The following is a 1,565-nucleotide window of genomic DNA, read 5'->3' on the forward strand; positions in this document are numbered from 1 at the left end:
CTTTGATGAATTCCCATTCCAGATCGCTCATGTCTGATCGCGCCACTTGCATCCTCCCGCCCGTTGTTTGGGCGAAATGAATCACAAACCTATGCCGCTAAACAAGAATTAATGGGTGTGCTGCCTAATATCCCGCGAACCATTCTATCTTTTGCATTTGTTTGTGGTACCGCATTTTCCGTTTGTGCAGGCGATGTACCAGAAAAGAAACAGACGAAGCTTGGCTTGTATTTAACCGCCGCTGAAGCGCAAGAAATGCTGAGTAGTGGAGATGCAGTCTTTGTAGATGTGCGCAGCAGGGCAGAGGTCGCGTTTCTTGGCATTCCCAAGCGGGCAGATATTCATATCCCTTATATGGTGATGCCGATGATGGCCGTCTTTAATGAAGAAAAAAATACATATGACCTCGAGCTTAACCCAGACTTCCCAACTGATTTCCAAGATTATGCCACAGAACACGGCATCGCCGAAAATACTCCCGTCATTTTGATATGCCGATCAGGATCGCGAAGCGCACGTGCAGCAGACCTTCTGGCGGACCTTGGCTACACAAAGGTTTATTCGGTTATAGACGGGTACGAAGGTGATAAGGCCAAGTCTGGTTCTGGAGCAGGCCAGCGCGTTGTGAACGGTTGGCGCAACGCGGGATTGGAGTGGTCCTATAAAATTGAACCGCAACAAGTCTATCGTGCAGATCTAAACTAACTTTCAAATGATGGTCGGGCTGACAAAAAACTCAGCTCGGCCAAGCCAATAATTAAGCCCATTCTACTCAAAACCAAATGTATCTTAGTCGCCTTCTTAACATTCGTCAGACGACAATCGAGGACCGCCGCAGGTCGGGTCCGAGCGCCAATGCGGTCACTAGGGGAAGTAAGGCACGACCCCTAAAGAGGCCGCCCCAGTTCTATCAGTTTGTCATCAACGGTTTCAGCTAAAGCGCTTCCGTGCTGGCGGGAACGAAGCCATAGGACGCATATATCCGCTGTGCACGATCGGTTCCGAGATAGCACAGGAACCGGTAGGCATTATATGGATTGCAGCTGTCGCTCAGAGTTCCGATGGCGTAGCTGACCTTGTCTTGTTTGTTGAGCGGTGCCTGAGATCATCGAATGGAATCAGGAGTTGGCTGCGCATTCCGCTTTCGCGCCGGTGCGGGGCGAGATGTTACGTTCATTTTCGAACCGGGAGGAAATCATTGCGGCGCTCCGGCAAGAAGCAAGTACGACGTGGCACCAGAGCGGTACCTGTCGCATGGGGTCAGATTCAGATGCTGTCGTCGATCCGCAGCTACGGCTGAATGGCCTTGATGGGCTGCGCATCTGTGACGCGTCCATAATGCCAGAGGTTACAAGCGGCAACACCAACGCGCCGACGATCATGATAGCGGAGAAAGGGGCCGACCTCATCAGAGGGCTGTCAGTCTAAAAGCCATCCTTGCATAGCTGAAGTGGTCCTAAGCTGGTGAAGGTTTCTATCCGTTCGCGCTTCATCGCATGTACGACATCTGGGTGGGTTACGTGAGAAAGGGGGGGTACCCCCGAGTAGGGTCGGCGGTTGCTAAA

General features: G+C 51.8%; 2 protein-coding genes. Both read left to right on the forward strand.

Going from position 1 to position 1,565, the window contains the following annotated elements:
- The first annotated feature begins 111 nt into the window (after positions 1-111).
- Positions 112-705 carry a rhodanese-like domain-containing protein gene (locus GV827_RS23130; protein WP_164356673.1) on the forward strand — a complete coding sequence of 198 codons (594 nt, stop codon included), beginning with the start codon at positions 112-114 and terminating at the stop codon, positions 703-705.
- A 390-nt stretch (positions 706-1,095) separates the two neighbouring features.
- The gene (locus GV827_RS23135; RefSeq protein WP_328823215.1) at positions 1,096-1,428 is read left to right on the forward strand and encodes a GMC oxidoreductase; all 333 of its coding nucleotides are present in this window, start codon (positions 1,096-1,098) and stop codon (positions 1,426-1,428) included.
- The last annotated feature ends 137 nt before the right edge of the window (positions 1,429-1,565 follow it).

Origin of the sequence: Sulfitobacter sediminilitoris (assembly GCF_010667575.1) — a bacterium.
GTDB classification, from domain to species: Bacteria; Pseudomonadota; Alphaproteobacteria; order Rhodobacterales; family Rhodobacteraceae; genus Sulfitobacter; species Sulfitobacter sediminilitoris.